We start from the raw sequence: 26834 nt of genomic DNA on the forward strand, positions 1-26834 counted from the left end.
ACGCCATTAAATCTCTTTTTTCTCTGTTTTTCAGTGTCGTTACGTGTCAACAAATCCCTTGTTGTTTGTATTCTTTCATTGATTTAATAGACAAACAGAAATCCTTTTCGCAACAGATTGGATGTGTGGATACTCCCTTTTCTTACCGTTCATTCCGAAGGTCAGATTGCTCTTCAATTTTACAACATATATATGTAAATCAAATACCATATTATACTGAACTTTTTTTTATTTAAGTTTGCTGTCATATTTAACATTTCGTATAAAATATTGTAAGCTAATTAGTTACATACAACAAGGTGATGACAGTAATGACAGGAAATTTATTTTATACGAAAAAGCTCTGTTTTATTTTCGATATAATTCTTTGCTCTTTAGTCACATAAATTACCTTGCACCTAAAATATATTTCTATTTTGTTAGTGTATGGGTATATACTCTGTTCATGTCAGCCGAGGAACGCAGCCTCCTCCAAGTGCTCACTCCCATCAATAACTATAAACTCACTTTTCATCTACTGATTTTGGCATGTCTTTAAGTCTATATCTTTGTTATGAAAATCATTTAATGACCCATATAATCATAGTGAACTTTATATCGTTAGGCGCATCCTTTTCTTTTTGAGCGGGGCTGGGGAAGGAGGTTTCTCGACCTTTCTGTCAACTATTTTCGCTCCTCTCATGTCTAATATATGCTCGTCATAGTTTAAGAAGACGCTCTTCAATGTTTAAGAACATGCCCTTCTTGCGTGTTGAAGACGCCTTTCTATGGTCAAGAGAAGCATCTTCTTTGAGGTTATATGTAATATCTTGATTTGTTGTATGTTACAAAGTCGTATTTAAGAGATAATATACTTCTACTTAGAGAGAGTTCAGTTTGATGCAATGTAGTGATTTTTTACGAATACATAGGGCGCTTAGAAGCGTCGAGTGATAGTTTTCTTGTAAGTAGGAGAAGGTGGTTTTTCTTCCTTTCCCTTCCTTGCAATGAGGAGTTTGATTACAGAGTTACCCCCATAGAAGATGTTGATGAGGCTAAAAAAGGTGCTGTTATGCGTATCATTCATTAATGGGCAGGTGGGAATAAAACAATGCCCATAACCCTTGTTCTTGGGTTATGGGCATTATATAATAATGTGTAAGCACACTTGTTTTACTTCTTACCAAGTCCACGAAGCCACTTCAGAGGCTTTTTAATAAGCGCCTTCAAGCCTGATTCTTTGTTGGATGTTGATGGTAAATCCTCACGAATATCATATTTCGTACTCCTTCTTACAGACTTGTCTTCTGGTGTACGCTGGCGGTTGTTACGTTTCTTACGCTTATTGTTAGGCTTCTTATTCTGCTGATTGGTAGTGTTTTCAGCATTGCCTTTATTATTAGCAGGTTTTCTGTCATTGCGCTTCTCGTTCTCAGCTTTTGGCTGACGCTCCTGCTGCTTACCCTTATTCTGACGGTTTTTCTTCTTGTTTACTGGTTTACCCTCAGTTGCTGCAGGCTTGTTATCTTGCTGCTTTTGAGTTTTATTATTCTGTTTGTTACCAGCCTTACGCTCCTGTTGGTTCGCGTTGTTCTCGTCAACGTTGTTCTGTGTTTGTGGTGCAGGACGTCTGTTGCGCTGCTTGTTGTTTCCCTGTTTCTTGTCCTTGTGACTCTGATGGTCGCGGTCCTTACGGCGGCGGTTCTTGGCACTATTGCCACCCTTTTTAGGCTTTCCGTTGCTCTTATATTCTGGTCCTTCACCAAGGTCAGCTGGTAGTTGTCCCTTCTCAATCTCCTTCTCTAAGAATGATTCAATCTGTTGGAAGAAATAGATATCATCTTCGTTCACAAAGGTAATCGCCTTTCCGTCACGGTCAGCACGTGCTGTACGACCGATGCGGTGTACGTAATCCTCTGCATCATGAGGTACATCATAGTTGATGACCATTGCTATGTCATCGATATCAATACCACGTGCAACGATGTCTGTAGCAACCAGTACATCTATTTGTCCGCTCTTGAACTTAAACATAACGTCATTGCGCTGTTCTTGATCGAGGTCGGAATGCATCTCACCACAGTTGATGTGCATACGATTAAGCGATCCTGCAATCTGCTTTACCTTCTGTTTTGAACCCGAGAAGATAATGACACGCTTGAGATCGCCAGCCTTGAAGATATCCTTAATGATACCCATCTTCTGTGTCTCATAGCATACGTAAGCTGTCTGCTGAATCTTCTCTGCAGGTTTACTAACAGCGAGTTTAATCTCAACAGGATTCTTTAGCAGTGTCTTAGCAAGTTCTTCTATCTTCTTAGGCATGGTAGCAGAGAACATAATTGTCTGACATGTAGCAGGTAATTTCTTAGCAATAGTCATAATGTCATCCGCAAAACCCATGTCGAGCATGCGGTCAGCTTCGTCCAGGATGAAGAAGCTCACCTTAGATAAGTCTACATTTCCAAGAGAGATATGAGAGATGAAACGGCCCGGTGTAGCAATCACTACGTCTGCTCCCAATGCGAGACTCTTCAACTCCTGGTCGTATCTATTACCATCATTACCGCCATAGACAGCAACACAAGATACACCATTAAGATAGTAGGCAAAGCCCTGCATACCTTGATCAATCTGCTGTGCTAACTCGCGTGTAGGCGACATGATGACACAATTAATTGCTGACTCAGGGTAGCCACCATCAGCCAGTTTAGAGAGAACTGGGAGTAGGTAAGCCGCTGTTTTACCTGTTCCAGTCTGGGCAACACCCAATACGTCGTGTCCTCTTAATATCTCGGGAATGCACTTCTCCTGAACTGGAGTACATTCATCAAAACGCATGTCATATAGTGCGTCAAGTACGTTATCGTTTAAATCTAAATCTTCAAAATACATATTCTACTGTTTTGCCCTTCTTCAATGAGGGTAGTTTTTACTTTTGTTTTGTCCGCCTTATTAACTTGGTGCATGCCTATAGCAGAAGTAGGCGATGATAGCAAAGATAATATTTGGTATCCACGCTGCCAATATAGGCGGTGTGTCATCCTTAATAGCAAAGGTTGCTGAAACGGTTTGGAGCATGATATAGCCGAAACTCAAAGCCAAACCGATTCCAAGATAGAGTCCCATTCCACCTTTCCTCTTACGTGAAGAGAGGGAGAGACCGATGATAGTTAGGATGAAGGAGGAGAACGACATTGCTATTCGCTTGTGGAACTCAACTTCATACTGTACCACATTACCAGAACCACGGCTGGTCTGCTTGGAGATATAGTTTAGTAGTTCTGGGGAGGTAAAGGTCTCCTGTTGACCTTTAGAATAGACAAGGTCGGTCGGTTCCATGAGTAGAACGGTGTCCTTTGAGGCTCCGCTTTGGATATGCTCCTTTAGTCCTTTCAGTGTACGTATCTTCCAATTGCTAACCTTCCAATGATACTTTGTGTCAGCAACGGTATCATACTGAATCTCCATTGCAGTCATGTGGCTAACAATCTTCTTGTTTTTAGTCTTTACAAGTGAGAACCCATAGCCCCGTTTATACTGGTCGTCGTAATGCTGAATATAAGCGGTAGTATTCTTTGCAACAAACAGTTGTACGTTCTCTGCCGATGTGTTCTTTTTAGAATTACGATAGAGAGACTCAAAGTTTTGGCGAATAACAGTCCCATGAGGTATCACAAAGCTGTTAAGATAGAATGTTAAGCCTGCGATGAGCACACATGATATCATGTAGGGACGCATCAGTCGTCTGATGGAAACGCCAGCTGCCATCATTGAAATAATCTCAGAGTTACCTGCCAGTTTAGAAGTAAAGAAGATAACTGCAATGAATACGAATAGTGGAGAGAAGAGATTGGAATAGTAAGGGACGAAGTTGGCGTAGTAATCAAAGATGATTGCTCGCCATGGAGCATGATATTGCGTGAACTTAGAGAGGTTCTCGTTGAAGTCGAACACAATAGCAATGGAGATAATCAATAAGATAGCATAGATGTATGTACCTATGAATTTCTTAATGATATACCAGTCCAGAATACCAATATAACGAGAAGGGGAGAGCATCTGAAGTAGATGTCCTACCTTCTTCAAGACAGGAAAGCGTGCAATAACACGTTGCCCGAAATGATTAATCAGTTTCTTAACTTTATCAACAATCTCTTTAACCTTACTCATTTGGTTTCTTCTTAAATTCTTCTTCCTAACTGTTCAATGACAGAAGCTTTCCACTGTACGAAGTCACCTTGCTCAATATGTGTACGTGCATCCGTTACGAGACGGAGATAGAATGCAAGGTTATGGATGCTGGCAATCTGCATTGCGAGCAATTCTCCTGCCTTGAAGAGATGATGGAGATAGGCTTTACTTGTGATAATATCAATATCACAGCCATCAGGATCAATCGGTGAGAAATCATTTTCCCACTTCTTATTCTTCATGTTCATCGTACCATTGTAGGTGAAGAGCATTGCATTACGGCCGTTACGGGTAGGCATAACACAATCAAACATATCCACACCGCGTTCAATAGCTTCAAGAATGTTCTGTGGTGTACCAACTCCCATCAGGTAACGAGGCTTGTCCTTTGGAAGAATCTCATTGACAACTTCAATCATCTCATACATTACCTCTGTTGGTTCACCAACTGCCAAGCCACCGATAGCATTACCATCTGCACCCTTATCAGCCACAAACTTCGCCGCTTCACGGCGTAAGTCCTTGTAAGTACAGCCTTGAACGATAGGGAAGAGACTCTGGTTATGACCGTAGAGCGGCTCCGTCTCGTTGAAACGTTTAATACATCTGTCAAGCCAACGTTGCGTTAGTTGCAAACTCTTCTTGGCATATTGGTAGTCACTCTGCCCTGGAGGGCACTCGTCGAAAGCCATCATGATATCGGCACCAATGATTCGTTCGGTGTCCATCACGTTCTCTGGTGTGAAGATATGCTTAGAACCATCGATGTGACTTCTGAACTCACAGCCCTCTTCTGACAGTTTGCGAATACCTGTCAATGAGAAAACTTGGAAGCCACCAGAGTCTGTCAGGATTGGACGATCCCAACCATTGAAACCATGCAGACCACCTGCAGCCTTGATGATATCAAGTCCTGGACGCAGGTAAAGGTGATAGGTATTACCTAAGATAATCTGTGCCTTAACTTGTTTTCGCAACTCCTCAAAGTGTACACCCTTAACAGAACCGACGGTACCAACAGGCATAAAGATAGGAGTCTTTATCTGTCCGTGGTCGGTTGTGATGATACCTGTGCGGGCATCACTGGCATTATCTGTATGCTGAAGCTCAAATGTCATTATTTTGTTTCCTCCTTCTTTTCTTCAACAATCGTAAAGTCTACAGGGCGTTCTACCTTTTCATCGGTCAAAGCAAAGTCCCATACCTGCTGAATGTTCTCAACAAAGTGGAATTGAAGTCCCTTACGATAAACCTCAGGAATCTCCTCAACATCCTTCTTATTCTCTGAACACATCACGATATCAGTAATTCCTGCACGTTTAGCAGCAAGTATCTTCTCCTTGATACCACCCACTGGAAGAACCTTACCACGTAGGGTTATCTCACCCGTCATAGCTGTGTTCTTACGCACCTTGCGCTGTGTGAGTGCTGAAGCAATACTTGTTGCAATGGTGATACCAGCTGAAGGACCATCCTTCGGAGTTGCTCCTTCTGGTACGTGGATATGGATATTCCACTGTTCAAAGATGCGATAATCAACGTTCAATGCGCTGATATGTGCCTTGACATACTCCAATGCAATGACAGCAGACTCTTTCATGACATCACCAAGGTTACCAGTCAGGGTTAACTTACCCGCTTTACCCTTAGAAAGTGAGGTTTCAATAAAGAGAATCTCACCGCCAACACTGGTCCATGCAAGACCTGTTACCACACCAGCATATTTGTTGCCCTGGTAGATATCACGTGTGAAAGGTGGCTTACCTAATAGATCTTCCAACTTATCTGGTGTAATCTTCGTATAAGGAAGTTGCTTGTCCATTGCCTGCTTGAAAGCCAACTTGCGCATAGCTTTGTTGATTTGCTTCTCAAGTTGACGCACACCACTTTCGCGAGTATAGCTTTCGATAATCTTCTCCAGCGTTGCCTTGGCAAACTTTGGCTTCTCTTCTAACTGGTCTAAACCTGTGTTTTCGAGTTCTTTTGGTACGAGGTGGCGCTTTGCTATCTCTACCTTTTCTTCCGTGATATAGCCTGAAACCTCGATAAGTTCCATACGATCGAGTAGTGGACGTGGGATTGTATTGATGTCATTGGCCGTTGCAATGAATAAGACCTTTGATAAATCGTAGTCCATATCCAAGTAATTATCGTGGAAAGCATTGTTCTGCTCAGGGTCGAGAACCTCCAATAAGGCTGATGAAGGGTCGCCGTTAACAGTGTTCTGAGTAACTTTGTCAATCTCGTCAAGAATGAAAACAGGATTTGATGAGCCTGCCTTTTGAATATTCTTGATGATACGTCCAGGCATAGCACCAATGTAAGTCTTACGATGTCCTCGGATTTCTGACTCATCATGGAGGCCACCTAATGACACACGAACATACTTACGTTTCATAGCTTCGGCTATACTCTTGCCCAAACTGGTCTTACCAACACCCGGAGGACCGTAAAGACAGAGGATTGGTGACTTTAGATTGCCACGCAACTGAAGGACGGCAATGTATTCAAGGATACGTTCCTTCACCTTGTCCATGCCATAGTGATCTTTGTCAAGAATACGTTTCGCACGCTTCAAATCAAGGTCGTCTTTGGTATATTCATCCCAAGGCAGACTAACCATTGTGCGCAAGTAGTTTACTTGTACACTATAGTCAGGACTTTGTGGATTTAATGTTTCGAGTTTGTCTAATTCCTTTTGGAAAACTTTAGCAACCTCTTCTGGCCACTTTTTGTTCTTTGCCTTCTCAAGCAACTCCTTCTTGTCAGGTGCAGAATCGCCATCCCCTAACTCCTCCTTAATATTCTTAATCTGCTGATGCAGGAAGTATTCGCGCTGCTGCTCATCGAGATCTTCACGTGTCTTAGAGCGTATGTCTTGGCGAAGATGCTGGAATTGTATTTCACGATTTAGCACCTTCATCAATGAGAATAAGCGATCCTTGATAGAGTTTTCTTCCAACATTTGAATCTTGTCAGTCACAGGGAATGGCATTGTTGAGCAAATATAATTCACTGCAATGACAGGATTATTAATGTTGTCAAGTGCGAATTGTGAATCGTCTGGAATGTCGTCACTACCATGGATATATTCCTTTACGACCACCTTCATGTCTTCTACTGCTGTAGAAAACTCTTTGTCCTTTTCAGGCTCAGCCTCTTCTGGTATAGCCACAGTGTATCCCTTCATGTAAGGTGTTGTTGTTGTAATCTTCTTTATCTTACACTTGCCAAGACCTTGCAATATCACTGTGCGGTTATTACCTTCGTAATTACCAGGCATATCAAAGGCACGAACGAAGCGTGCATAGATACCTGTCGTATAGATGTCGTCCTCTTGAGGCTCGTTAATGTTGCTATCTTTCTGACTGACAATCGCTATGATTGTGTTTGGATTCTCTTCCAAGTGTCTAACAAGTTCTAATGTTGGCTTCCTTCCAACGAGGATAGGGGAGAGAATCCCAGGGAACATAACGAGGTTACGGGTTACGAAAACGGGTATCTCGCCGTCGACCTGTATGTCTAACTTTGGCATATCACCCTCGTAATCAGTAATCATTTGAATAGAGCTATTTTGTTTCATAAAGTTCTTTTATACCTACTTTTAGCTTGCAAAGGTACAAAATAAAACCGAAAGACTGAAAGAATAATTGTGCTTTAATTGGCTCTCTCGTAAAAAGACTGGTTTATATGCGTGAAGAGATGGTGGTTAGGATGAGTTGCAATGTAAATAAGAAAAACTGTTTTTCGGGGCTTTAAGCTTGCTGTTTGATATGGTTAAACAGCATATATAACAACGCATAAGCTCTTTGAGATAGATGGTAATGTTTTTACCTTATTGTCTATCTACTTCATGCCTACTTGATGTAGAATTCTTGTGTAATATTTTGATACCATTCTGTGCGTGTCCCCTTATCGGTGGTCAGCACTTGTTCTTCCGTCTCACATTGTTTAGTAGCGTCCTTCCCAAATTCTATTAAGCAGCGTTTAGCTGGTTTTGAAGATTTAGTCTTAATGTTTACAAGCTTCAATACTGATAATCCGTTAAATATAGCTTCTGCTTCAAGTATATCTTTGTTGTCGTAGGGAATGATAATGGAGAGCGTTCCCTTTGTTTTAAGGAGCCTCTTAGCATGATAAATAAGTTCTTGAGGAGAGAGGGAATCAGCATGCCTTGCAGTCGTTCTTGACTGTAAAGGATTTTTTAATGAGTTGATGAAATATGGCGGATTACAGACGATTGCATCATAAACGCCCTCAGTACAGGTTTCATGACATAGCTGATAGTCTTGTAGACAACAATTGATGATGTTTATTCTATCGTTGAACGGAGATTGTGAAACGTTAAGCTGAGCATCCTCGAAAGCTCCTTTGTCTATCTCTATAGCGTCAATGTCGGCTAAAGGAAAACGTTGAGCCATCATGAGAGCGATGAGTCCTGTCCCTGTTCCGATGTCAAGAATCTTCTTACCTCCTTGTGCCCAAGCTCCAAGCAATACCCCATCTGTCCCGACCTTCATGGCCGTGTGGTTGTCAACGATATGGAATTGCTTAAAAGTAAAGCCCATGCGCCTTGTTATGGAGTTTCTATATATTCAGTTTGCGAAGCAGATTCTTATTGATTGCCTGTACTTTTCTACTTTGTTTGGTAAGGTCTTGTCTCATCAAGTCAAAGTTGTAGAATATCTCAGAAAAGGCTGTTTGTAACATATTTGGTTGTCTACAGTCCTTCCCACCCTTAGGGTTAACAATGATGTTTATGCCTTTAGGAACAATAGAAATATCCACATCTGCACTTGATGTAATAGGGTCGCCATCATAGTGAATGATACCTTCGCTCTTACGATGTATGTGTATATGCTTGGACCTGAAGGTCTTTATCTTCAGATTCTTATCTAATGTCTTATTGAAAAGTTCTATGGCAACTTGTGGCGCATCGATGAGGTCGAATGGTTCCATTATGATAACATCTAACAGTCCGTCGCTCATTGATGCCTGAGGAGCGATGTATGCATTGTTACCATACTGTGAGGCATTGGCTACAGAGACGAGGAAGGCCTTATAGCTATGCGTTCCGTCTTCATCTTCAATGACGTAAGTTTCAGGCTCATAACGCAATCCCTCCTCAAGAACCTTCTGCATATAAGTGATAGGACCACGTTTCCCAGCTTCTGCAAACTTCATAGAAATAAATGCATCGAAGCCCATTCCGCAGGTGCAAAAGAATGGATGTTCGTTAATGATACCGTAGTCAAGTTTCTTAATATCGCAGTAGTTTAGAATGTCAATACACTTCTTAAGGTTCATGGGTAGGTTTAGGTGTCTGGCAAGTCCATTGCCAGAGCCACACGGAAGAATGCCCATTGCCGTGTCTGTTTGGGTCAATGCTCTTCCAACTTCGTTGACTGTACCATCTCCGCCTACAGCAACAACAATATCAACACCATCTTTTGCCGCTTCCTTTGCGAGCTCAGTTGCATGGCTAGCATAACTTGTTTCTGCTATGCAATAGTCAAACCTATCTTTATCGAGCCGTTCTTCAATAAGGCCAGGAATGCCTGCTTTACTGACTGTACCCGATATTGGGTTTAGGATAAAAGTTATTTTTTTCTTATTCATTGTGCCAAATAATCAGCGCATAGTTTATTTGTACAAAGATACATATTTGTTGGTTATATCGAGGAGATTAAGAGAGTAAAAATGTTTAAAAACCACTTTTCTAATCAAAAAGACTTTTTTGTCATTCTAAATTAGTATCTTTGCAGCCTGAAAATAATATTTAAGTAGTCATTGACTACACCATATTAAAAAATAATGGGACAATTACAAGACAAGTACAAAAGCTACCGCGAGCCGCAAAAGTTTATGGAGGCAGGTGTCTATCCATACTTTCGTGAGATTACAAGTAAGCAAGGAACAGAAGTAACAGATATTGATGGCAACAAGATTCTTATGTTTGGTTCTAACGCCTATACGGGTTTACCAAACGATCAGCGTGTGATTGATGCTGCTCATCGTGCTCTTGATAAGTATGGTTCGGGGTGTGCTGGAAGTCGATTCTTAAATGGAACGCTCGATCTTCATGTACAGTTAGAGAAAGAACTTGCTGCTTTTGAGGGTAAAGATGAGGCGCTTGTTTTCTCAACAGGCTTTTCAGTGAATGCTGGTGTTCTCGCTGTGGTTGTGGGACGAGGTGATTATATCATCTGTGACGACCGCGATCATGCGAGTATTGTTGATGGACGTCGTTTGAGTTTTGCAACTCAACTGCGTTACAAGCATAACGATATGGAGGATTTGGAGCGTATTCTCCAGCGTCTTCCTAAAGAGGCTGTTAAGTTGATCGTCGTTGATGGCGTCTTCTCTATGGAGGGAGACCTTGCTAATCTCCCTGCAATTATAGAGTTAAAGCATAAGTATAATTGCTCTGTTATGGTCGACGAGGCACACGGATTAGGTGTCTTTGGTCGTCAGGGTAGAGGTGTTTGCGACCATTTTGGGCTGACTGATGAGGTTGATCTTATTATGGGTACCTTCTCAAAGAGCTTGGCTTCTATCGGTGGTTTTATAGCAGGTGATAAGGATACCATTAACTATCTTCGTCATACTTGCCGTACCTATATCTTCTCTGCAAGTAATACTCCATCTGCAACAGCTGCTGCGTTGGAAGCTCTTCATATCTTAGAGCAGGAGCCAGAGCGTCTGGAGCAGTTATGGAAGGTTACAAATTATGCTCTAAAACGTTTCAGAGAAGAAGGCTTTGAGATTGGTGATACTGAGAGTCCGATAATTCCGCTCTATGTACGTGATATCGAAAAGACTTTCATTGTTACGCGATTGGCTTACGAGGCTGGCGTATTTATCAACCCTGTTATTCCTCCTGCTTGTGCTCCACAAGATACGTTGGTACGCTTTGCGTTGATGGCTACTCATACCGAAGAGCAGGTTGAACGTGGCGTTCAGGCGCTGACAAAGATTTTTAAGGAACAAGGTATTATAAAATAAGATACTAATAGATTCTGATAAAGGAACTATAATTTAAGAACGAAGAGGTTATTCTTATTGAGTAAGCTCTTCGTTCTTTTTTTATATACTATATATATAAGGTGTAAATGCTTCGATAGGATTACGTCTTATTGTTATCTCTCAGTGGCATGTACGATAGGAGTTACGCCTATATTATGTGTAGGACGTCAAGATGCAGATTATGAACTTTATGTTTTGTTAGTTTTCATATCTGTTTGTTGTTATGATAGAAACGATTCTATTTACTCGCTATTTACCAACGTTGTGAACTTCTTCTGTATTTGTGTTGAGTCTTGATAAAGCTGGAGTAGAAGGCGAAATATAACGTGTGAGTACTGTTTGTAGTTGTTATCTCTTCGCTGGATTGACAGTCATTTGTAGCCTATGATGAGCTGAGAAGACAAACTACGAATTGCACGAATTATGTTAATAAGAGGGTGATAGACTTGAATAATGCTATTTGTGTAAGATGGAATGTTGTCGTGAAAAGGTGAGGGTGCTGTAAAGAAGATAAAAACTGATATATTGAAAAACCATTACATAGAACCAAGTTAAATACCCTCAAAAGAGGACTATAATGTCTATTAACAATATGCTTATAACTTGCAATAAATCAATTGATTACGAATAATGTTTGAGAATATGCTCTTCTTGCCTCAAGAAGGGCGTCTTCAACATGCAAGAAGAGCATGTTCTCGAACGAAGAAGGGCCTTTTCTTATATCACCTCAGAACCTTGTTTGAAAGAATAGGGGAGTGGTTTGTAAAACATCTCTACAATTCCTGCTATCATGTATTGTGCTTGTTCTTACGTTTTCAATATTTCTGTTGGGGTAGCTTGGAGAGTTTTCTTCAAAGAGCAATAAGAGGTTTTACATATAAGTAGCGGTTGCAAATCGTTGGACTTACTTCCTCCTCGAGCCAACATGTGTTTATTAAAGAGAACAGGAGAAGAGGAAAGTAGTCACAATGAAGCTCTTGTTGGAGGATAATAAAAGGTCAATGTTAATCGTATAGTTCCACTTGTATGGGTAATATCAATCATTATTTCCCTCTCAGCAAGGATGGTTGACGGGAGAAAAATTAGTAGCCGAGGTGGGGGAGGGGTAGCTTCTTCTGACTTTATAAGCTCTATTACGCTACATATCTGAAGCGTAAAACTAATCATTATACTCTAATTTTATTTGGAAAGAAGGGCGGTCTGTTCGTTAGATCTTAGTAGAGATAGGTTAGGAAAGGACATTTTTTTTTAGTTTATATGGATATAGAGTGATGCCTTTATTATAGTTTGATAATCAATAGTTTATTTAATATTAGAGCAGAGAAAAGTTAACAGAATAATGCAAAAGCATTAATTTTTTCTTGAAAAAAAACGTAGAAAAGTTTGGCAGTAAAGAAAATATATAGTACCTTTGCACTCGCAATTCGGAAATGAGTTAATCATTAAAGAAAAGCAACGGGGCGTAGCGCAGCTCGGTAGCGCATCTGGTTTGGGACCAGGCGGTCGCAGGTTCGAATCCTGTCGCCCCGACTTCTTGTCTAACTCTTTAGAGAAAGAGAGACGTTAAATGCGGCAATAGCTCAGTTGGTAGAGCACGACCTTGCCAAGGTCGGGGTCGCGAGTTCGAGTCTCGTTTGCCGCTCTTTGATATTCTGAAAGATATATAAGCTCTTGCTTTTAGTATATGCCCAGGTGGCGGAATTGGTAGACGCGCACGTTTCAGGTGCGTGTGTTTCACGACGTGCAGGTTCGAGTCCTGTTCTGGGCACTTTTTTATTCAGAATGTCACGGACATGTTGGAGAGGTGGCGGAATTGGTAGACGCGCTACTTTGAGGGGGTAGTGAAAATTGTTTCGTGGGAGTTCGAGTCTCCTCCTCTTCACATAGAATAGTTTAGTAAGTTGTTATTACTTACCTTTTAATGCGGCAATAGCTCAGTTGGTAGAGCACGACCTTGCCAAGGTCGGGGTCGCGAGTTCGAGTCTCGTTTGCCGCTCTTTTAAAGAGAAACATACATAGCATTATCTTTATGAATTTATACTTACGATATTTCGATAATGAAGTATTAGTGCATAGCGTCGATGAAGCGTTAGATTTTCTAAGCTCAATTCCAGATATTCAGCTTACTCCAGAGTTGGAAGATGATATTAGAAATTATGCTTCTAATGATGTTTTCTATCCTAAGCGTTATAAGGTGCGCCCACGTGTTTATTTTATTGTGATTAAGACAGAAGCGGCTACGATGATGGACTTCAAGCAAAAGAAGGCGCTTCGCCCAGCTGTTGATGGTATGGCCCGCAAGGATAGTCCTGCTATCATGCATCTTAATGAAGAACGTGAAGGTTGGTATGAAGGTGAACTTGATTTCAAGCGTGTTGTTCTAATCCCTACTTCTGGTAAGCACGAATATCGCGATACACATTTTGTTGCACAGTGTAAGGCTGTTTCTGGATGGGATTGCTATAATCGCATTGTAGAGTACTTAAAAGACAGAGTTGACAATAGAAGTCAATTCCCATCAGCCAAAGGTAAGAATTTTAAGTTTAGATATTTAGGTATGTGGAAGTAATTCCACATTCCTTTTTGTTATTATGCTTTTATGAATAAAGTAATGTTGATTGGCAATGTCGGTCGTGAACCAGAAGTGAAGTACTATGATACCGACCAGTGTGTAGCTTCTTTTACGTTGGCTACAACGGAACGTGGATATACACTTCCTAATGGTACTGTTGTGCCTGATCATACGGATTGGCATAATATTGTTCTATTCAAGGCATTGGCTAAGTATGCAGAGAAATATATTCATAAAGGTGATAAACTCTATATTGAGGGGCGAGTACGTTATCGTTCTTATGATGATAAGAAGGGGATACGACGACATGTAACTGAGATTTATGGTGACAATCTTGAATGGCTTGCTGCGCCTCGCAAAGCGGAAAATGTGTCTGGTGATAAGACTGACGATAGGTCTGCTGATACCATAGATGAAACTAATTTACCGTTTTAATGGATAGCTTTTTAGTAGATTTTTCTTCTTATATAAGTGTTAATCCAATAGATATCAATGTTGTTGTTGCTATTCTGTTGGTAATTTTACTTCTTCTTTTGTCAGGTTTTGCAAGTGCATCGGAGATAGCTTTTTTTAGTCTTTCGCCTACTGATGTTGAATCACTTGACCCGGATAAAAGTTCTTCGGATAAGCTTATTGAACTGTTAAGGGATGATAGTGAACGTACATTGGCAACGGTGCTTATCACAAACAACCTTGTTAATGTGGCGGTCATCATGCTGTGTAATTACATCTTTGGCAGCTTATTTACATTTGGTGCTGAATGGTTGCAATTCCTTTGTGTAACCATTTTGTTGACTTTCCTTCTTCTTCTTTTTGGTGAAATTATTCCGAAGGTTTATAGTAGACGTAGACCATTGGCTTTCTGTAGAAAAGCTGTTAAAGGTATTATGTTCTTCCGTCGATTGTTCTGGCCTATAGAGACGATACTTTTGAAGAGTGGTGCTTTTGCTGAGAAGGTTATCCAAAAAGAAAATAGACAATTGTCGGTTGATGAACTTGAACAAGCCTTAGAACTAACAGATAAAGAGGAGATTAAGGACGAGCAGAGTATGCTTCAAGGTATTATTCGTTTTGGTGATGAGACGGCTAAAGAGATTATGACTTCTCGTCAGGATATTGTTGATTTGGATATTCGCTGCTCGTATGATACTGTATTGAAGGGTATTGTTGAGAATAACTATTCTCGTATTCCTGTTTATCAAGATAACCAGGATAATATACGTGGCGTACTTTATATTAAGGATCTCTTACCTCATCTTTCTAAAGGGTCAAACTTTAGATGGCAAAGTTTAATACGACCACCTTATTTCGTGCCAGAAACAAAGAAGATTGATGATCTCTTACGTGATTTCCAAGAGAATAAGGTTCATATAGCTATTGTGGTAGATGAATTTGGTGGTACAAGTGGTATTGTGACACTGGAAGATATCCTCGAGGAAATAGTTGGGGAGATTAATGATGAATTTGATGAAGACGAACGTAATTATACTAAGTTGGCCTCAAATACATATCTCTTTGAGGGGAAGACACTCTTGAAGGATTTCCTTAAGATTCTTAATCTCCCTGATGATGAATTTGATGATATTGAAGGTGATGCTGATTCGTTAGCAGGATTACTTTTAGAGATAAAAGGTGACTTCCCTGCAGTACATGAAGTCTTAATTTATAAAGATTATAAGTTTGAGGTCTTAGAAATAGAAGAGCGACGTATTAGTAAAGTAAAGGTTATAGTCTGTGGTGCGAATAACGAATGATGCTGAGGGCAAGGTAACTATCGGTTTGCTGGAGATTGATAAAGGGAAGCAGGCTGAGAAAGAAGGAGTACGTCGTATCCTAAAAGAAATCTTAGGCTTTGAAACACCTGTCTTACATAATGAGGATGGGAAGCCAATGGTCGAGGGATATCATATTAGTATCACTCATACTATTGGTTATGTCGCTGTAATTCTCTCTCGAAATTATGAGGTTGGCATTGATATAGAATACTTTTCTAATCGAGTTAATCGTATAGCATCTCGCTTTCTTAGGTGTGATGAAATATTTACAAATACTTTGGATACACTTACTGCTTGGTGTGCTAAAGAAACAATCTATAAACTCTTCTCTTCTGAACATTTGGCTTTGCAAGAGATTAAAGTGAATCCACAATTAAGAACTGTCACTAATCTTAGGCAGTGTCTTACTTTTGAGTTCAAATGTGAATGTACACCCAAGTATATCTTAACCTATACTTGGTATTAGTTTTATTTGTATTCTTTATTCCTTCGAAGCGTGAATGTAATGCTACAAAGAGCATTGTTTTATTACGAAATAACGCCTTTGTTGGTAAAAAATGTTTAAATAATTAGTATAATTAGACTAAATACTTGACTTTCGTTTCCTTTTTACTTACATTTGTACCAGCCATTTAGTGGATAACATAATATATTTACCAATTAGTCTAATTAATAGGAGGTATTTAACATGAAAGAAAACAAAACACATGAATTCTTCGAAGACTATGACTTCGAGAATCAGAATAGTCGGGAACACACCAACACAGACCAAACGCTTGGTGGAGAGATTTGGTACAACTAAGTTGTATACATATTAGGTTATATATGATATAATAAATAAGAGCGCACTTATCCTATTAGTTTAAGTGTGTTCTTTTTAATATGTTCATTATTCGTTTACTATAAAAAGAGGTAGTGCCTTAAAATGATACCTCCTCTCTTTTGAAGAAACTGTCAAAGTTCTCTTTGTTCGAATTATTTATCCTTTTTGCAACAGCAGTCGAGTTTTTTTGAAGAAGGCGGTAAGCCTTTTATGATGGACTTTTACTCCTCTTAGAAAAACGATTAACCTTTTCCATGCATACAGTCAAATCTATGTTTAATAAGTGGTGTAGCCTTTTATGGTGGTTTAAATCTCTCTTTGAAAAACGATTAACCCCTTTCTATGGAAATGGAGAAATCTATGTTTAGGAAATGGTCAAGCCTTTTATGGTGTGTCATCACCACGCTTAAATAATGATTAATCCTTTGCAAGCATACAGGCAAATCAATGATTAAGGAATGGTCATGCTTTTTATAGTGAACCGTCACCACGTTTAGAATAATGATTAACCCTTTCTTTGCAAACGGTCAAATCTATGTTTAAGAAAAGGTCAAGCCTTTTATGGTGAGTCATCACCACGCTTAGAATAATGATTAATCCTTTGCAAGCATACAGGCAAATCAATGATTAAGGAATGGTCATGCTTTTTATAGTGAATCATCACCACGCTTTGAATAAGGATTAACCCTTTCTTTGCAAACGGTCAAATCTATGTTTAAGAAATGGCCAAGCCTTTTGTGGTGGGTCATCACCACGCTTTGAACTATGATTTACCCTCTCAACGAAAATACTCAACGATTTTGAAGAAAGAAGTCAATCTTTTTTTAAGAAAGAGCAGACCTTTTGGTAAAATCTATCACCCTTTTTTGTGAAAAGGGCTTACTTTATTTTGCAAAAATAGTTGTTGCTTTATGACAAAACTATCGTACTTATTTTTTACAAAGATAATCGAGTTTTTATGAAAGAGCTGGCAATGCTTTTGTAAAGACATTCATCAGTTTTAAAAAGTTAGTGTTTTTTTTACGGAAAGTGTATTGGGGGGTAGGAATAAAAAGAGGGAATGTGTTTATTTTGACACATCCCCTTTTTTATTTTAGAAATCAACACGCCAAACCCCTCTATCGAATACGAATGATTTGTTAGAATCATCGTTACTTGTCATTCGTAAAGACGTTGGATGCTTTGAATCATTGATAGTTAATGTATAAGTCGTAGGATTACCATTGGTGAGGAAGGTGTTAGCTATATCCTTCAGTCTAAAATTATTATAGAAGTTAGTGCCATTCTTCTCATCAGCTGTTTTAGTTCTCGTTATAAAACCAGAGATGGTTAGCTGATCATTTCCACTTACACTATAATTTACTTTGACATCTCCCCAGCCATTCCCAACGTAAGATGAGAAGCTAAGATAACCTGGCTTGTTACTAAAGAAGAGAGTTACAATAGCATTATTCTGACTTGTTGCGTATGTGGCTACATCACGCCAAATATTCACTTCTGTCGTACTACTATAAGTAGTATTAAATGACCAATCGTCGAGGAAAAGAGCTTCCAATGGAGTTGCTGCACGTGGACAAAGTTGTATTGTTTTGTCATTAACATCAAGCCATTTATCATCAGCAGAATAAGTAAAGCGAGTCATCTTCTTTCCATACAAAGGACTCTCTCGAAGAATCTCCATACCTTCTTTTGTATAAATGAAAGGAATCTCTATAGTCTTGCCTTCTTTGCCGACGAAAGTTAACGTGTGATATTTCATTTCAACAGGATATGTCTCATTATCGATGATTAGATTATAACGCTCTGAGTACATTGCTGAAATTGTATTCTTAACATCTGCGAAGAAGTTAGCCCACGTTAGGTTTTCAGGCATTGGAGTTAGAACAACACGATCTCCATGTTTACGACCTTCGAGGACTACACTATCTTTTGAACAAGACATCACACGGAACTCAAAATCGCCTTCAAAACCTTTACCATTTTGTCCGATAGCCTTACCATTCAGTACTCCAACAGGATCAGAATACTTATGTAAAGCGCTATTAAAAGAGTCGAACGAAAGCAAGACACCTTGTCCCTGTTGAATCTTATAATGCGATGTTGCCTTCACATTCTCTGTTTCTTCTTCACAGAAAACATTGTTATCTGTTCCGAACTTGCAGAGAATATTGTATCCACCGAAGCCGCCAGAACCTTGATAAGCCATTCGCCAGCCGTTAGGTGCTGCAGTCAAGATATCTTTTGTATTTTTGATAGACTCAGCAATACGTGCAGCTGAAGGCTTATTAAATGCATCTTCCACTTCTGGTGTGCAAGAAGCTACAAGTATAAATGCAGTTGTAGCTATTAATAACCTATATACATTTTTCATACTTAAATCTTAATTTAAAGTTTCCAGATCCAGACTATTTACTTCGCTTGCACGTCGCAAAACAATGGTACGTAGCTTATCGATATCTACACCCCAAGAGTCCTTTAGATAACTACGAATGATACTCAACTTAGCGAGAATTGCCTTCTTACCAGTTTCGTCACCATTAGCAGCCACTGCCTGAGCAAGTCTTTTCTGCCACATTACATCAGTATCCGTTACATAACATGAGAACACTTCAGCGAAGTCCTCGTTGTATTCGCTACTTGCATAACCTGTTACATAACCTTCTTTACCTGCATCTTCATCTTTTACGTTTACCCAATCAGCAGAGTGATACTCCTTAGTGATTGTACGAAAATCAGTAGAGTAATCCTTCAACTGCGTAAGGATATGTGCGAACTCATGATGCATTGTATGGAAATAAGCACGATTTAAATCGAAATTACTACCCGAAGCAAATGGATTTGTTTGTTCAATATATAGATGTGCAGGGTCTAAGTAATTTACTTGGAAGAGATTCACACGAATACCACCTTCAGCAAAACCAAGTACAATAGAGCCGTCATTCTTATGTTGAGCTGAACCAATCAGCTGAAACTCTCTAAAGCAATGTTGTTTAAGGAAGTCTGGTCCCATCAACTCGGTATATGCATCAAGCCACACGTGTTTGATAATCTTAGCCAAGGCAATAGACTTCTTAATGTCTGCAGGGCTAACATTATAGCCCATGTCACTATTCTGGTCAATATAAAGATAATTGAACCGAATGTTGTAAGGTTCAGTATAATTTTTATTTAACCACTTATCAAATGCTGTTGAGTCTGTATTCTCCTCTCGTGTAGGGAATATAGAGTTGTTTGCATCAACATCATCATTCGAACAAGCAATAGTCAAAGCAGCTACAGCTGCGAAAAGAAATATTTTTATAGTATTCATACATTGTCCTCCCTTTTTTAATTCTCACGTGGATTAGGTTCCAGTCCAGCTTCGATTACATCAGAAGGTAACTGTAAAGCACCTCTGAGGTCACCCGATTTGAAGTAGACAGGATCTTCACCATCGATGAGGTGAGTTATTCTAATACCATAACGTTTGATATCCATAAATCGCATTCCCAGTTGGCAAGTCTCTATACGTCGCATCTGTAGCAAGATATAAAGTAAGTTCGTCTGCGTCTCGTCAATTGAGAAGCCTTGTGGGTGCAATGCTTTCTTAAAGCCAAAGTCCGATTTATTCGTGATCTCTTCTGGCACCAAAGGTACTGTTGCTAAGAAATCATTCACAGATTGTAGAGTCAGTGTAGGACGAGTTGCTGTTACCACGCCATTTTTCTCTACATTAGGAGCACAGTGTGCGTTAATCCATAGATTCATATCATTCAGTGCTTCCGTGTACTTCTTCAAGTGGATTTCCGCTTCAGCGCGAACAAGCAGAGTTTCGTCAGCTGTGAGCACAGCATCAACAGTACGAATAAATCCTCTACTTCTTGCAGCATCAGTATATTCAAACTCATTAGACAAACGGGGGTAAGCAATCTGCTGGCTATTACCATAGAGTAAGTGCGACTCATAAAGCGTGTTATCAACAGAGCCTGCTCCCCATGGCATCTTTGTCCAGTAGAGTTCATTAAGAATAACATCGTAACCTGAATTAAAACGCTTATATCCTCCATAGAAAGTGGCAGCACCAGCAGAAGACACCGCCGTCTGTAGCATAAAGTTAGCATTCTCACTTGAGTTAATGTAAGCATCGTGAATAGCCCATCTTCCTCCGAGAGTCTTATAGCGATAGACTGTGCGTAAGAGAGAAGCAGGCTGAGAGCCTAATGCTTTAGAAGCATATTCAGCAGCTTTATCCCACTTCTGGTAATAGAGATTGAAGCGTGCTGCGAATGCGTATGCTGCTTTCAGATTAAAGTGATATTTAGGTACTGTCATATAAGATTCGCTTACATGAGGTAAAGCAGCTTCAATATCAGCATTAATATTCTCATAGAGTTCACGAAGTGTGCCACGTTTATCTATTGAACGGTTAGGCTCTTTTGGATAAGGCAATCCAAGATACTTATCAGCCTTTGAGTCGTCATACGCCATACAGAAAGCAGTTGCAAGTCGGAACATTGACCATGCTCGACAGAGTAAAGCCTCAGCTTTCACAGCCTCAACATCTCCATCTTTCACCTTGCTAAGGTCAGCAATAGCCTGATTAGCATTACCTATAGCATAATACATCTTTCCCCAGACATGTCGTGGGTCATCATTTCCTGTAGTATTCACGTCTTTCCAACGAAATAGTTGGTCTTGATTTGTTTGATAATTGAAAGTTTTTCCATTATCCATTACGTTATCACTACAATACTCCATCATATAATCAGTGGACCCATCAGGATAAGCTGACGACACCAACTGTGTAGCCTTTTCAAAGTTGTCTACCTCAGCTCGATCATCAGGCAACTTATCCAAGAAGTCATTACAGGACGAGAATGTAAACAGTAATCCCACTCCTGCCAATAGAATATTTATCTTTTTCATTTTGTAGTTCTCCTAATTATATATGTTAGTATCAGATTCCGAGACGCAATGTCAGTGTGAGCTGACGAGGAACAGGTAGAGCCACACCACCCGCATTATAGAATTCAGGGTCCTGACCATTGAGTTTCTTATCAGAATAAATCAAGAAGAGGTTAGTAGCCTGAAGCTTTAAGCTCAATGAACTTAATGAAAGATGTCTTATCATCTGTACAGGGAAATCATAACTCAGTGATATTTCCTTCATGCGAATAAAGTCTCCTTTGGCAATACGCTCCGTTGAGTAGTTGTATGCGTTATAAGCACGATACAAATAGCCATCTTGCTGCAGTGATCTAAGGTCAGCTATAGCAGGGATATTCGTATGCTTCTCATCACCAGCCTCAGTCCATCGATTACGGAACTCCTTAGGCATCGCAGACATATCAGAATAGCTTGTGCTAAAGAATGGGTCAAGGCGTACCTTATTACCAAAAGCGTAAGTGGTAAAGATACTTAAGTGCCAACCTTTATAAGAGAATGTGTTACCAAATGAGCCTGTAATCGTTGGATCTGTTGGACCCTCATAGACTAAGTGGTCGAGATTATAGCTCTGGAAATCCACACCACTTGTTGTAAGGTTGCCATTCTGGTTGATAACCTGTGGTATTCCATGCTCGTTAAGTCCCTTGAAGTCCCAAGAGAAAAGTGCACGATAAGGATAACCTACCATTGTGAAACCGCCTCCACTCACCATTGACATGATACGTGAACGGCTATCGAGGTCGGTTACACGTGTATTAACATGAGAGAAGATAAAGTCAGTAGTCCATTGGAAATTCTTCGTCATGATGTTCTTACTTGAGATAGACAGTTCCTCACCATGCGACTTCATACTTGCAACGTTAGCATATTCAGTAATTGTACCCTTCGTACCATTTGTTGTACGTGGACCAATAAGGTCGTAGTTATTACGTGTGTACCAGTCGAATACAACATTCAAGCGGTTATTTAAGAATCCTAAGTCTACACCAATGTTAAACTCATGTTTCTTCTCATAAGTAAGATCAGGGTTAGCAAAGTTCCAAATCTCTAATCCAGACTCTTTATCAATAGCAAATGGACGCCAGAAATTTGTACTTGTAATCATCACCTGTGAATTGGTAACAGCAGGTTTATCACCCGTCAGAGAGTATGACATACGTAAGGTAGCGTGTGTCATTGCACTCTTAAATGTCTTTTGGAACCATGGCTCCTCATGTGCATTCCACACACCTGACACGTTCCATGTAGGTAGCCATCGAGCCGTGCGAGCTTTACCGAGTCGGTTACTTCCTTCATAACGAGTTGTAAAGTTGGCAGCATAACGTCCCTTCCATGAATAGTTTGCTGTACCGAAGAAAGACACGTCACGGTTGTAGCTATTAGAGAGACTATAATACAACATATTCTCTTCTACAGCATGCTTGAAGTAATGATAGTCGTAATTAGCTAAGAAACCTAATCCGTACTGCATACCCACACCTTCAAAGAAACTACGGTTACGCTTTGTATTGTTAATCTCCATACCTCCATAGAGGTTCAAGATATGTTTCTCGTTGAATACATCATTATAGCTTGCCGTTGCACGGAAATCCCAGCTATTCATGCGATACTTTGTTTCGTCATAGAAACCTCCCTTAGGTAATACAGAGTATTTCAAAGAGTTAGGCTGGTCTGGATCAAGATACAACCAAGGGTTCGCATTGCGAATAGTAGCGTCGTCCATAGCACGATAAGCCATTGCCATGTTAGAGCCTTCACGAATCTGGTAAGCTTGAGAAGTGATAGAATACTTATATGCACCAAGGAGAGCGATTTGTACCTTACTGATAGGCTTATACTTCAATTCTGCTTGCATCTTCAAATCGAGAACATCAAAGTCAATGAAATTATTTGCTAACTCATGATGTATATTAAAAGGTGCATAGTTGCGAACATAGAAAGTATTTGGATCTAAGGCACGTGAGGTGTTAATAGCATAAGAATAAGGATTGATGTCAAAACCACGATTTACCTCACCCGTTACCACGTTTACATCTTGATTAACTGAACCAGGGGCACGTTGCTTACGATATGAAGTGTTACCAATAAGATTTAAGGAAACTTTCTTACTTAGGTTATAGTTTGCATTAACAGAGTAAGTCATACGACGAACCTTGCTCTGCTCGGTCCATCCTGGGTCATCCATGAATGAGAATGATGTATAATATTGAGCTTTCTCCGTACCAGATGACATAGAGATAGAATGGTTCATAGAGACAGAATTGCTGAAAAGCTCTTTGAACCAGTTGGTATTACGCATCTCTGCTTCACGAAGATAATCATTAATAGCAGTTGGGTTATTTGCAATACCAAATCGTCCGTTAGTCTCATCGTAAGTATTCAGCAGCGTGTACATCTTACCGTAGATACCACTTGTGGCTGCACGCATCGTGCGTGAAAAGGAGAATAAGCCATCAGCAGCCATCTCTTTATAAATACCCATTTGTTCCTGTGAGTTCATGATATTAAATTGTGAGTAGCTTGGACGCATACGCATCGTGAACTCACCAGTATAGCTAATACGGTTATTACCAGCTTTACCTTTCTTTGTTGTCACAACAATCACACCACCCATGGCACGTGCACCATAGATAGATGTTGCAGAACCGTCCTTCAGAATCTGGAAACTTTCGATGTCGTCAGCATTTAGTCCTGCAATAGCAGAAGAGATAAGTGTTGCAGCATCTCCTGATGACAAGTTGTCTGCATTGACCTCTGTTACATCTTCCATGATGACACCATCAACTACCCAGAGTGGTTTTGAGGAACCATAGATAGAGGTAGCACCACGCACACGAATCTTCGGTGCCGTACCGAATGTTCCTGACACGTTTTGAACACTCACACCTGCCGCACGACCTTCGAGCGAACGACTCACGTCTGCCATACCATCAAGTTTTGCTTTTGAAGCATCAATCTTGGTGGCTGCACCAGAGAAGAGTCGTTTGTCTTGTTGGGTCATACCCGTTACGACAACCTCCGTAAGCTGATGATCGTCATTGCTTAGGGCAACCTTCATGCCGTCTTTAGGCGTAAGGGTCTGTGTGACCATACCAATGTAACTGACTACGAGTTTCTTTCCTGCAGGGACATCGATTGAGAAACGGCCGTCTATATCAGTGACAGTACCCGTCGTAGTACCTTGTACCATGACAGACGCACCGATGATGGCTTCTCCATCTCCCTGAGAAACTACGGTTCCATTAATCTTTGTCTGTCCGAATGCTGTGCCTAACGACAGAATCAGACCAAACAAGAATAGAGCAATTCTTTTTTCCATAGATCTCTTGTGATTATTAAAACATTTTTGAATAACTGTCTTGTTAAACTATACGTATTTTATTCTTCGCTGAAATCTTATATTAGAATAGGTATATAAACTTTAAAAGATTGTTTAGGTTCTACAATAGATAAAGAGTATTACGTCTATTGGCCACAAAGATAATTATTATTTATTGAGATTGCAAACTTTTTTTGTCCTATATTGCATTTTATATTAAAATTTCCTTTAATTCCATAACGGCATACTTCGTTTCTCCTTAATAAAAGACATGTTTTTTTGAGTGAAAGCCCTTTTGTTCCATTCAAGAATTAAAAATGTAGTTGACTCTTGCTTTTGTTATTCTACGTTTAACACCTATCATTAAAATTTCTTGCAGTCAGTGTACTCTTTGCTGTGTTTTAGCTGTGAATTTTGTGTCCTACAAATCTTAGTCCTTCTAAATGGTTTTTACTTTTAAAAAGATCTTCATATATAATGAATGGTGGAGCATACAAAAGTAAGAAGGGTTATGTTTCAAGCTCTTTCCCTTCTCCATTATTTCCCTTCAGTTGGTAATAGTAGGCGTGGAGAAGAGTAGGAGCAGAGTCCTGTAGATTGTAGGGGTGAGTCTAATAGGAGACGAGGTGAAACTAATTCTTTTGCTCTATACATACAAAGTCATGTCGTGCTTAACCCTGTCCGACATCTCCTTTCATTCAGAAAAGGGTAGGGGAGAGAGTGACTATTTTATCTTGTTGTCAATATTTTTGTTCCTTCAAATCATACACATGCCCTTTGAGCAAATAGAAAAGGCTTAATTAGATTGCAGAATATACCTTTCTTGTGTGTTGAATACGCCCTTCTTGGAGCAAGAAGGGCATTTTCTTTAATGCCTTTCTTAACCTGTTGATTCTATGTGTGTTATAAGCGTTGATTTAATAACTATTATACCCAATCTTAAGGATTTATCATACGTCCTTTTATAATATCTTTTTATTCTTCTTAGCGATATCTTTGGCATATAGAACAATTATTTTGATACGCTTATAGAGATGTAAGTAAATGTAGTAAGAGAAATTCCTCCCGTAGAATAAAACAAAGCCTCGGGTGTAAAATCATTCCTACTACTGAACTCTATGCGAAGGTTTACAGAAGCAAGATAGTACGGAATTTCTTTACTTTCTTGCAAGGTCAAGTCCTGCTGATGAAGCGGAAAATCTCCACCGCAGGACTTTTCTCTTGTCTGCCGAGAACGTTTTTTATTCAAGACCAATTTATTGTACGGTTGTATTTTTCGCTCCAACCTTGCGAAAGTAGGCTGACCGCCAAAGAGAAATGCCCGAACGAATACGGCATACCCAGGCTCTTTGGACGCAAGCGCATAAAATAAACATTCTACCTGTCAATCGTACGGACGATTTATCTATCTAACTACAGAGAGATAGATAAATCTTACCTTCGTCCAAACGGTCTATCGTTCGAACTATCTATTTATCGAACAATCGGACGATCGATATGTCGAATTGTCGAACTCTCGCGAGTTACCTGCTTTCATTTTCGTTGATATGAAACGAACCGGCACCTCTTCTCATTACCGCAATCATACCATTCTTATACAGAACATAAGAGTTTTTCAGCGACAGCTCCAAATCTGATAGGGAAAGCTAACAGCCTTTGCGCTTAAAGTTTATAAGCTTTCTATGAAAAGCTTATAAGTAATCTGACAAAAGCTTATAAGTAATTCACAAAAAAACTTATAAGCTTTTTGCTAAAAGCTTAAGAGCTTTTTGGTGAAAGCTTAGGAGCTTTTCAGACTAACAAACTAACTTCTCTTCTTTTCCTTCTATTTCCTTGCTTTTCTGCGTTGCTTAGTTCAATGCAGTTCTACGCTTACCTTTGCACACAACTATAGTGGCAACAGACTGTATATGAGTTTGTTTGCCAAGTAACATTAACGTAATCAAAACAAAAAGAATGCAATGAAACTTATCATTATTGACCGCAAGGCATGGGAGCAGCACTGCTCCGACTTTGCAGACTTTGTCCATCGTATCGAACAACTCATCGGCAACCCACCCGTAAAGGACGAATGGCTCGACAACGAAGCCGTATGTCGCAGACTCGGCATCAGCAAGCGATACAGAGATATGGGTAAAATTTCTTATTCAATGATTGGGCATAAGTGTTATTATAAGGAGAGTGACATCACGGAATTACTGAACGCAAAAAGTGAATGAA

General features: G+C 39.8%; 16 protein-coding genes and 5 tRNA genes. 11 read left to right on the forward strand and 10 right to left on the reverse strand.

Translation table 11 applies throughout. From position 1 onward, the window contains the following. Positions 1 to 1152: 1152 nt before the first annotated feature. From CHB62_RS09295 to CHB62_RS09320, 6 genes are all read right to left on the reverse strand, one after another. A complete protein-coding gene (locus CHB62_RS09295) occupies positions 1153 to 2874 on the reverse strand; it encodes a DEAD/DEAH box helicase (RefSeq protein WP_089366615.1) in 1722 nt (573 codons plus the stop codon). 60 nt (positions 2875 to 2934) lie between these two features. Next, positions 2935 to 4152 carry an LptF/LptG family permease gene (locus CHB62_RS09300; protein WP_089366616.1) on the reverse strand — a complete coding sequence of 406 codons (1218 nt, stop codon included), beginning with the start codon at positions 4150 to 4152 and terminating at the stop codon, positions 2935 to 2937. Between the two features lie 11 nt (positions 4153 to 4163). After that, positions 4164 to 5291 (reverse strand): tRNA guanosine(34) transglycosylase Tgt, encoded by a 1128-nt coding sequence (tgt, locus tag CHB62_RS09305; protein ID WP_089366617.1) that lies wholly within the window; start codon positions 5289 to 5291, stop codon positions 4164 to 4166. After that, positions 5291 to 7756 carry an endopeptidase La gene (gene lon / locus CHB62_RS09310; RefSeq protein ID WP_089366618.1) on the reverse strand — a complete coding sequence of 822 codons (2466 nt, stop codon included), beginning with the start codon at positions 7754 to 7756 and terminating at the stop codon, positions 5291 to 5293. The genes tgt and lon overlap by 1 nt, the downstream gene beginning before the upstream one ends. A 274-nt stretch (positions 7757 to 8030) precedes the next feature. After that, positions 8031 to 8741: a tRNA1(Val) (adenine(37)-N6)-methyltransferase gene (locus CHB62_RS09315; protein ID WP_089366619.1), complete on the reverse strand. Its 711-nt coding sequence runs from the start codon at positions 8739 to 8741 to the stop codon at positions 8031 to 8033. Positions 8742 to 8760: 19 nt separating this feature from the next. Then, entirely contained in the window at positions 8761 to 9792 is a 1032-nt protein-coding gene (locus CHB62_RS09320; protein WP_089366620.1) for a diacylglycerol/lipid kinase family protein, read from the reverse strand. 195 nt (positions 9793 to 9987) lie between these two features. Here CHB62_RS09320 and spt point away from each other — a divergent pair, with 195 nt between their 5' ends. The 10 genes from spt to CHB62_RS09370 all read left to right on the forward strand — a co-directional run bounded on the left by spt (position 9988) and on the right by CHB62_RS09370 (position 16012). Next, positions 9988 to 11178, forward strand: a complete 1191-nt coding sequence (gene spt / locus CHB62_RS09325) for a serine palmitoyltransferase (protein WP_009011942.1) — start codon at positions 9988 to 9990, stop codon at positions 11176 to 11178. A gap of 1477 nt (positions 11179 to 12655) precedes the next feature. After that, positions 12656 to 12729: transfer RNA gene (locus CHB62_RS09330), tRNA-Pro, on the forward strand. Between the two features lie 39 nt (positions 12730 to 12768). Continuing rightward, positions 12769 to 12841 (forward strand) — tRNA-Gly (locus CHB62_RS09335). Between the two features lie 44 nt (positions 12842 to 12885). Beyond that, positions 12886 to 12967 (forward strand) — tRNA-Leu (locus CHB62_RS09340). A gap of 30 nt (positions 12968 to 12997) precedes the next feature. Further along, a tRNA-Leu gene (locus CHB62_RS09345) sits at positions 12998 to 13081 on the forward strand. A 41-nt stretch (positions 13082 to 13122) separates the two neighbouring features. Next, a tRNA-Gly gene (locus tag CHB62_RS09350) sits at positions 13123 to 13195 on the forward strand. 33 nt (positions 13196 to 13228) lie between these two features. Continuing rightward, positions 13229 to 13768, forward strand: coding sequence for a hypothetical protein (locus tag CHB62_RS09355; protein WP_009011943.1), 540 nt, complete (start codon positions 13229 to 13231; stop codon positions 13766 to 13768). 30 nt (positions 13769 to 13798) lie between these two features. Beyond that, on the forward strand, positions 13799 to 14206 hold the full coding sequence (locus CHB62_RS09360) for a single-stranded DNA-binding protein (RefSeq protein ID WP_089366621.1): 408 nt from the start codon (positions 13799 to 13801) through the stop codon (positions 14204 to 14206). After that, entirely contained in the window at positions 14206 to 15525 is a 1320-nt protein-coding gene (gene gldE, locus CHB62_RS09365; protein WP_089366622.1) for a gliding motility-associated protein GldE, read from the forward strand. The genes CHB62_RS09360 and gldE overlap by 1 nt, the downstream gene beginning before the upstream one ends. After that, the gene (locus CHB62_RS09370; RefSeq protein WP_089366643.1) at positions 15509 to 16012 is read left to right on the forward strand and encodes a 4'-phosphopantetheinyl transferase family protein; all 504 of its coding nucleotides are present in this window, start codon (positions 15509 to 15511) and stop codon (positions 16010 to 16012) included. The genes gldE and CHB62_RS09370 overlap by 17 nt, the downstream gene beginning before the upstream one ends. A gap of 1450 nt (positions 16013 to 17462) precedes the next feature. Here the strand turns inward: CHB62_RS09370 and CHB62_RS09375 are convergent. Genes CHB62_RS09375 through CHB62_RS09390 form a run of 4 tightly spaced genes read right to left on the reverse strand, consistent with a single transcriptional unit; the run spans position 17463 to position 24614 of the window. Then, positions 17463 to 18740: a DUF4302 domain-containing protein gene (locus CHB62_RS09375; protein WP_089366623.1), complete on the reverse strand. Its 1278-nt coding sequence runs from the start codon at positions 18738 to 18740 to the stop codon at positions 17463 to 17465. 9 nt (positions 18741 to 18749) lie between these two features. Then, the gene (locus CHB62_RS09380; RefSeq protein WP_089366624.1) at positions 18750 to 19679 is read right to left on the reverse strand and encodes a zinc-binding metallopeptidase; all 930 of its coding nucleotides are present in this window, start codon (positions 19677 to 19679) and stop codon (positions 18750 to 18752) included. A 17-nt stretch (positions 19680 to 19696) separates the two neighbouring features. Beyond that, a complete protein-coding gene (locus CHB62_RS09385) occupies positions 19697 to 21274 on the reverse strand; it encodes a RagB/SusD family nutrient uptake outer membrane protein (protein WP_089366625.1) in 1578 nt (525 codons plus the stop codon). A gap of 31 nt (positions 21275 to 21305) precedes the next feature. Then, positions 21306 to 24614 (reverse strand): SusC/RagA family TonB-linked outer membrane protein, encoded by a 3309-nt coding sequence (locus CHB62_RS09390; protein WP_089366626.1) that lies wholly within the window; start codon positions 24612 to 24614, stop codon positions 21306 to 21308. A gap of 1961 nt (positions 24615 to 26575) precedes the next feature. Here CHB62_RS09390 and CHB62_RS09395 point away from each other — a divergent pair. Continuing rightward, a complete protein-coding gene (locus CHB62_RS09395; RefSeq protein WP_089366627.1) occupies positions 26576 to 26833 on the forward strand; it encodes a helix-turn-helix domain-containing protein in 258 nt (85 codons plus the stop codon). Position 26834 lies beyond the last annotated feature (1 nt).

Source organism: Prevotella jejuni, assembly GCF_900187995.1.
GTDB lineage: Bacteria > Bacteroidota > Bacteroidia > Bacteroidales > Bacteroidaceae > Prevotella > Prevotella jejuni.